The following is a 7,602-nucleotide window of genomic DNA, read 5'->3' on the forward strand; positions in this document are numbered from 1 at the left end:
TCCATCACCTGCGCGCGGGTGATGCGCGGCATGAACTCCATCGAAAAGGCGGTGATGCCGGCCTTGGCCATGGCAGCGACGGCCGCGTCGTTGCCGTAGGGGTCCATGATGGCGATGACGGCGGCGCCGGACTTGTAGCCCTTGAGCTCGGCCTCCGTTGGCCGGCGCACTTTCAACACCACGTCGGCCTTGGCGGCATCGCCGGCCTGGCCGATGGCGGCGCCGGCGCCGGCAAAATCCTGATCGGTGATGCGCGAAGCCAGGCCCGCGCCTTTCTCAACGATCACATCGAAGCCCAGGCCCGCCAGCCGTTTCACCGTATCCGGCGAGGCCGCCACACGCGGCTCGTTGGCGTCAACCTCACGAGGGATGAATACAGTCTGTCCCACCGCATGATCCTTTCGGCTGGAACCCTGATGCGCCAGGCGTCATCCGGGCCTCCGGCGGCGCCAAAGGCAACTGGGTTTGGAGGGTCTACCGCAAAATGAAGGCGCCGATGGCCATGATCAGGATGAACAGTATGGCCGCCGAGAAGAAGCCGCCGGCGAAGAAGCCGAAGGCCATCGCGATGAGTATGCCGGCGCAGAAAAGAGAGCCGTATTTGGCGAGCGCGAGGAAGCCATGATAGGTGCGATCGTGCTCGGCATAGTCCATCTGCGCGCCCAGTTCGACAGGACCGGTCGGCGAGTGATCAGCCATAGGAATTCCCCTTCGAAGATGCCTCTGAGGCACATAGCGAAAAGCCGACAGGAGAGCAATGGCGCTATTGCCGCACGGCCGGAGAGAACAGCCTCAAAGGAAAGTTGAAACCGCGAACGGACGGCCTGCACGCAAACGGAGGCCGATACTGGTCTCAGCTGGCTAGATGCGGGAAAAGTCCGAGCAATCCGACGACGATCAGGTACAGAGCGACGATGTAATTCAGCAGGCGCGGCATTATCAGGATCAGCACGCCGGCGATCAGCGAGATCAGCGGCGTGAGAGCGAATGAGTGGATGGTCATGTCGATATCCTTTCATGTGACGACCCGGCACAAAGGCTTGCCGGACCATACCGTGGAAGCAACTGCTGCAACGCCTGATAACGGCGCAGCCGTCGGAAAGGTTCATGATGCCGGAAAGGAAGGGCGGCCGCTCAGGCGGCGTCGCGATAGTATTTCGCCGTCGGCACGATGGACAAAGGCGTCAGCCGGTTGATGGCCGGATTGCCGAACATCAGCCGCTGCTCCATCGGCGTCGACTTGAAGAATGGCAGCCGCTCGAGCGTCAGGCGCATGTTTTCGCCAGCCGGAATTTCGAACAGCGCGATCGGGGCGAGGACGCCTGGAAACAGCTTGGCCTCGCTTCTTTGCACGGCATTGAAGAAGCGCGCGTAGAAGGCGGAATGCTCAAGCTTCACCGGCGTAAGCACCGAGTCCTGACCGAAATAGCAGGAGGCGACCATGGCGATCCTGAGCGTCAGGAAAGGCAACACCCCAGGTGCCGGCGCGCTGTCGGGGTCAGTCGCGAAGCGGGTGCCGTCGATGAAGGTTTCCCCGCGAGCCAGCCGTGGGAGCAATACTTCCGGATAGGCGTTGACCGAAGGTGAGTCCGCCTGCTCGCTGGAAATATAGTGAAAGCGCAATGTGCTGACCAATTCACCGTAACAATAGACACCGAACCGGTAAGAATTAGGGAGATTGTCCCAGCGGTCCTCGAACATCCCGCTGGCAAGAGGCCCGCACATACCTGAGCGCAGATAGGATTTATAGCGAAGCCGGTAGATCGCCTCAAGGTCTTCGCCGCCCGTGATCAGGCGATACTCCACATGCTCCAATAGCTGCATCATGGATCGGTTGAGTGCCGAGTCGATTCTCGCGCTGGCAGCAGCCGACGCACTCTTCCTCGCAGCATCCATTGTCAGTCCTCGAATTCCGCCTGCGGATAGGCTATTCGAGTTGAAATGAGACACAAGCTGAAAATTCGCGGTTGCTGATTTACCCTTCGTTAACCTTAATAACCCGGTCAGCTCCAGCTATCGACGTTGCTCAGGAAAAGAGCAAAATCGGGTCGGCGATGGTGACCCGAACCAAGTTCGCCGCAGGCCGCCAAAACCGCCGCAGATGGAAACACCGGCGCCCTGCCGGTCCAATATTCGGCGGAATTTTTCGGGTTGCTGCAACGCCTTGTTTTTAGCCAGCTTCCAGGCCCGCTTCGCAGGCTTTGCAGGACACTCTCTGAAAGTGTGTCGCGCCTGCGTCAGCTGGCCGTCCGTTTGCCGGCAAGACGCAGGTCCGCGGCGAACGGCCAGGTGACGTTCGACATCGTCTCGATGCCGGAAGCGCTGAGCGCCGCGCCGAACAGGAAGCCTTGCACCAGATCAGGCTTGACCGAATGCACCAGAATCTTCAGCTGCTCGAAGGTCTCGACCCCTTCGATGGTAACGACCAGGCCCAATGTCCTGGTCAGGCCGACGATACCCTTCAGAAGGTCGAGCGACTGGGAATTCTGGTTCACGTCGATCAGGAACGAGCGGTCGATCTTGATCTTGTCCAGCGGCAGCTTGTGGAGATAGCTCAAGCTGGAATAGCCGGTGCCGAAATCGTCGAGCGCGATGCGCACGCCGAGGGCCTTCAATTCCTCGATCAACTCGCGCGTCAGCGATTTGTCGTCGAGCAGCGCCGTCTCGGTCACCTCGATTTCGAGCCGGTGCGCTGCCAGGCCCGACACGGCCAGCGCGTCCCTGACCTTCTGGACGATGTCGCGGTTGCGGAAGTCCTTGGCCGAGAGGTTGACCGACACACTGGTCTGCGCCGGCCATTTCGAGCATTCGGCGCAAGCCGCTTCCAGGACGAAGGTGCTGATGTCGGAGACGATGCCCATCTCCTCGGCCAGCGGGATGAAGACGCTGGGCGAGATCGGGCCGAGGTCGGGGTGATCCCAACGGCAGAGCGCCTCACAGCTGGCGATACGCATGGTGCTCATCGCCACGATCGGCTGATAGACGACCCGCAACTCCTTGTTCTGCACAGCGCTGCGCAGATCGGCCTTCATCAGCTGGCGATTGCGGAAGGCGGCGTCCATGGCTGCCTCGAACAGGCGCCAGCTGTTCTTGCCGAGCTCCTTGGCCTTGTAGAGCGCGAGGTCCGCCTTGACGATCATGGCATCGACATCGCTGTCCTTGACCTTGGACAGCACGGCGCCGCCGCTGGTCTGGATGCGCAGCCCGTGGCCGGCGACGTCGACCTCTCCCTGCAGGTCCGCGAATATCTCGTCGAGCAGGCTGTCGAGGTGGCTCTCGTCCTCGATGCGGTCGAAATAGATCATGAACTCGTCGCCGCCGAAACGGCTGACATTGATGCCTTGCCCGGCGACCGCCGCCAGCCGCTCGGCGACGGCATAGATCAGCCCGTCGCCGACCGGGTGGCCGAGCGTGTCGTTGACGCTCTTGAAATCGTCGAGGTCGAGCACGGCGAGACCACAGAGGCGGTCACGGTCGCCGGAGGCCATGGCCTCGCCGACCAGCTCGTGGAAATAGGCGCGGTTCGGCAAGCCGGTCAGGTTGTCGTAGCGCGCCATGAAGCGGATCTTCTCCTCCGCCTCGACGCGTGCCGTCACATCCTCGAAGGTTATGACGCCCAGTTCCTGGCTGCCCTCGCGGGCGGAGAATTCGTAGTGCTGGCCGTTGGCGAGGGAAACCAGCACCTTGCGGTCGCGACCCTCGCGCAAGGCGCGCGTCAGTTGCGCCTCGATGTAGCGGCAGTCCTTCGGCGCCAGCATGCCGCCGGCGACGCCGCGCATCAGCAGGCCATGGATTGAGCGTCCGAGCAGCGCGTCGGCCGATTTCAGTGACATCAGGTGGGCGGCCTCGGCATTGGCCACCGCAACGCGCCCGTCGGGGCCTAGCATGACCAGGCCATGCGACATGGTGTTGAGCGCGCGGTCGAACCTGCGTGTGAGGTTCTTCGCCTGCTTGTGGCCGATGACGGCGGAGAACAGCACGTTGCGGACATGGTCGGCGCTGTTGATGGTGATGAAAGTCAACGGGATGATCATCAGGCCGAGCAGGACGGACGGGATGTCCATGCGCAGCAAGAGGCCGAGCGCCGCCGGACCGATGAAGGTCACGGAGAAAATCCGCACCATGCGCGGCGACCCGTAGTTGCGGCCAACGACGGTGACCAGGGTCGCAATGGTCAGCGACGTGGCCGCCAGTTCCGCGAAGGGATCGGGATAGACATAGATCGAGATGAAGCACAGCGAACCCAGGCCCAGGCCCTGCAAGCTGCCCTTGAGGATATAGTTGCGCTCCCACCCGCGCGCCTCTTCGACATTGGCTATCGTACCGCCCGTCTTCAGGAAGCTGCGAATACCGAAATAGCGGAAAAGGCTGATGGACAGCAGGACAAAAGAAAAGCCGAGAAACAGCGGATTCTGCGTCCGCCAATAGATCATGAACCCGAGGATCCAGTAGCAAACGCCACCGATCACCAGCATGTGGGCGTTGTCGAACAACGACCGCACAAACTGGATGTAAACATCCGCCGGGATGTTTTCGGTCTTTGTTCTGCCCATGCCGTCGGCCCAATACTAGGCCTTCTCATGCCATACCCGCCTTAAGAAAGGCTTAGAACAGCGGCCCGGCCCCGGCCTCCAAGGCTACGGAGGCGAGGAACCCGGCGGGAAATACGGCTTTCGGCGCACAATACGCGCGGTTTGCCTCACTCCGCCGCGCGAAGCGCCGGCTCCGGCGAGGCCTGTGCCAGGCGATCGAGCAGCCTCGAACGCTCCCCGGCCGCTTTTTCGGCGCTGGCCTGCCTGACATGGCCATAGCCGCGGATCAACGCCGGCACCGAGGCCAATGCCGCCGCGGCGTCGATCCTGCCTGGCGCCAGAGCGCCGGCGATCAAGTCGAGGTCGGCCTCATATTGCGCCAGCAACCGCCGTTCCGCGCGCCGCTCGGCGGAATAGCCGAAAATATCGAGGGCGGTCCCGCGCAGGGCCTTCATGGCGGAAAGCACACGGAAGCCCTTCATCATCCACGGGCCGAAGCTCGACTTCCTGGGCTGGCCATCATTGCCGCGCCGGCCGAGGATCGGCGGCGCGAGATGGAATTCCAGTCTGTCATAGCTCTGGAACTGCCTTGCGAGGTCGCTCGCGAAGGTGCCGTCGGTATAGAGCCTCGCCACCTCGTACTCGTCCTTGATCGCCATCAGCTTGAAGAGATTGCGGGCGGCGGCCTCGGTTACCGTCTTCGAGCCTGGAACGGCCTTGGCCTCGGCCGCACGCAGCGCCGCCAGCCTGTCGGCATAGCGCCTGCCATAGGCGGCGTTCTGGTAGGCGGTGAGGAAAGCGACGCGCCGGGCGATGATGTCGTCCAACGTCTCGGCGGGCGGCGGCGCCTGCTTGCCGGTCTGGCCGACCAGGCCGCGCACGAAGTCCGGCTGATGCGCGGCGCGACGGCCCCAACGGAAGGCAGCGACATTCATCGCCACTGCTTCGCCGTTCAATTCTATCGCCTTTTCAACGGCTTCGGCCGACAGCGGCAGGCCGCCATGCTGGAAGGCGAAGCCCAGCATGAACATGTTGGCGCCGAGCGAGTTGCCGAACAGCGCGGTGGCCGTGCGGGTGGCGTCGAAGAAGTGCGCCTTGTCGTCTCCGGCGGCCGCCCTGATCGCCTTCTTCAACCGTTCGACCGGCAGGGAGAAGTCCGCGGAACGGGTGAATTCCCCAGGCATGACCTCGGCGGTGTTGGCGAGGAAGATCGTGTGGCCCTCGCGCACGGCGCCCAGCACCTTCTTGGCGCCGGATACGACGAGGTCGCAGCCGAGCACCAGATCGGCCTTGCCGGCGGAGACGCGGATGGCGTGGATGTCCTCAGGCGTGCGGGCGATGCGGACATGGGTGAAAACCGAGCCGCCCTTCTGGGCGAGACCGGCCATGTCGATCATGCCGCAGCCCTTGCCCTCCAGATGCGCGGCCATGCCGAGCACGGCGCCGATGGTGACGACGCCGGTGCCGCCAACCCCGTCGATGATCCCCGCCCAGCCTTGGTCGCCAAGCGAAAATTCCGCGGGTGCCGGCACGCCGTCGAGCGGATCGCTTTTGCCGGCAATGCCTTCGGCCTTCCGGATCTTGCCACCATGCACGGTGACGAATGACGGGCAGAAGCCGTTGAGGCAGGAGAAGTCCTTGTTGCAGCTCGACTGGTCGATCCGGCGCTTGCGGCCGAACTCGGTCTCGACCGGCTGGATCGAGACGCAGTTCGACTGGACGCCGCAATCGCCGCAGCCCTCGCAGACCAGCTCGTTGATGAAGACGCGCTTGTCCGGGTCGGGAAAGGTGCCGCGCTTGCGGCGGCGGCGCTTTTCGGCGGCGCAGGTCTGGTCGTAGATCAGCACCGTGACGCCCTTGACGCCGCGCAGCTCGCGCTGGACCAGATCGAGGTCGTCACGGTGGTGGATGGTGATCCCGGCCGGGAAATCAGCCTTGCCGGCATATTTGTCCGGCTCGTCGGTGGCCACGGCGATGCGATCGACGCCTTCGGCGCGAACTTGCCTGGCGATCATGTCGACGGTCAGGCCGCCCTCATGCGGCTGGCCGCCGGTCATGGCGACCGCGTCGTTGTAGAGGATCTTGTAGGTGATGTTGGCGCCGCTCGACAGCGCGAAGCGGATCGCCAGCACCCCAGAATGGTTGTAGGTGCCGTCGCCGAGATTCTGGAAGATGTGGTCGCGCCTTGAGAACGGCGCCTGGCCGACCCATTGCGCGCCCTCGCCGCCCATTGCCGTGAAGCCCAGCGTGTTCCTGTCCATCCACAGCGCCATGAAATGGCAACCGATGCCGGCGGCGGCGAGCGAACCCTCCGGCACCTTGGTCGAGGAATTGTGCGGGCAACCCGAGCAGAAGAATGGGGTGCGCGAGCCGATGTCGACGGTGTCGGCGAGCATTGCCTGGAACTGGCGCAGCTTCGCCACCCGCGCGGCGATCTCCTCCGATGGGCCGATGGTGCGCAGGATCCGCTCGCCCAGCGCAATCGCTATTTCGTTCGGGTCGAGCGCGCCCTTAGCCGGGAACAACCAGTCGCCGCGCTCGTCCTTCTTGCCGACGATGGCCGGCTGGATGGCGGTGCCGTAGAGGTTCTCGCGCAGTTGCACCTCGATCAGCGAGCGCTTCTCCTCGACGACGACGATGGTGTCGAGGCCACGGGCGAATTCGGCGATGTGCTGGAAGTCGAGCGGCCAGGGACAACCGACCTTGAATAGGCGGATGCCGATGCGATTGGCGGCCGCTTCGTCGACGCCGATATCCTCCAGCGCCTGGCGGACATCGAGGTAGCTCTTGCCGATGGTGATGACGCCGAGTTTCGGATTGCGGCCGCCGGAATAGACGATCCGATTCAACCCGTTGGCGTGGATGAAGGCCGAGGCCGCCGCACGCTTGTACTCATGCAGCCGCTCCTCCTGGCCGAGCATGTTGATCTCGTGGCGGATGTTGAGGCCGCCAGGCGGCATGTCGAACTCGGGGACGACGATGTTCAACCGATCGATCGAGGCATCGACCGAGGCGGTCGATTCGATGTTGTCCTTGACGCATTTGATCGCCGCCCAGGTGCCGGCGAAGC

5 protein-coding genes and 1 pseudogene are annotated in these 7,602 nt (G+C 63.5%); all 6 read right to left on the reverse strand.

All coding sequences use genetic code 11. The features are described from left to right. A pseudogene (locus Q0L57_RS00725) lies at positions 1-389 on the reverse strand (NAD(P)(+) transhydrogenase (Re/Si-specific) subunit alpha); the annotation flags it as partial. Positions 390-474: 85 nt separating this feature from the next. Next, entirely contained in the window at positions 475-699 is a 225-nt protein-coding gene (locus tag Q0L57_RS00730; RefSeq protein WP_296736388.1) for an aa3-type cytochrome c oxidase subunit IV, read from the reverse strand. A gap of 154 nt (positions 700-853) precedes the next feature. Further along, positions 854-1,003, reverse strand: a complete 150-nt coding sequence (locus Q0L57_RS00735; protein ID WP_296736391.1) for a DUF3096 domain-containing protein — start codon at positions 1,001-1,003, stop codon at positions 854-856. A 131-nt stretch (positions 1,004-1,134) separates the two neighbouring features. After that, complete coding sequence (locus tag Q0L57_RS00740) at positions 1,135-1,827, reverse strand: hypothetical protein (protein WP_296736394.1); 693 nt, start codon at positions 1,825-1,827, stop codon at positions 1,135-1,137. Between the two features lie 410 nt (positions 1,828-2,237). Continuing rightward, positions 2,238-4,553 carry an EAL domain-containing protein gene (locus Q0L57_RS00745; RefSeq protein WP_296736396.1) on the reverse strand — a complete coding sequence of 772 codons (2,316 nt, stop codon included), beginning with the start codon at positions 4,551-4,553 and terminating at the stop codon, positions 2,238-2,240. A 146-nt stretch (positions 4,554-4,699) separates the two neighbouring features. Then, on the reverse strand, positions 4,700-7,602 hold a 2,903-nt coding region (locus tag Q0L57_RS00750; RefSeq protein WP_296736400.1), incomplete at its 5' end, for an indolepyruvate ferredoxin oxidoreductase family protein.

The sequence above is a fragment of the Mesorhizobium sp. genome, from assembly GCF_024509055.1.
Taxonomy (GTDB): Bacteria; Pseudomonadota; Alphaproteobacteria; order Rhizobiales; family Rhizobiaceae; genus Mesorhizobium.

Coding starts and splice junctions, on each gene's coding strand:
- Q0L57_RS00730 (WP_296736388.1), bottom strand. CDS start 699: ATGGCTGATCACTCGCCGACCGGTCCTGTCGAACTGGGCGCGCAGATG.
- Q0L57_RS00735 (WP_296736391.1), bottom strand. CDS start 1,003: ATGACCATCCACTCATTCGCTCTCACGCCGCTGATCTCGCTGATCGCC.
- Q0L57_RS00740 (WP_296736394.1), bottom strand. CDS start 1,827: ATGATGCAGCTATTGGAGCATGTGGAGTATCGCCTGATCACGGGCGGC.
- Q0L57_RS00745 (WP_296736396.1), bottom strand. CDS start 4,553: ATGGGCAGAACAAAGACCGAAAACATCCCGGCGGATGTTTACATCCAG.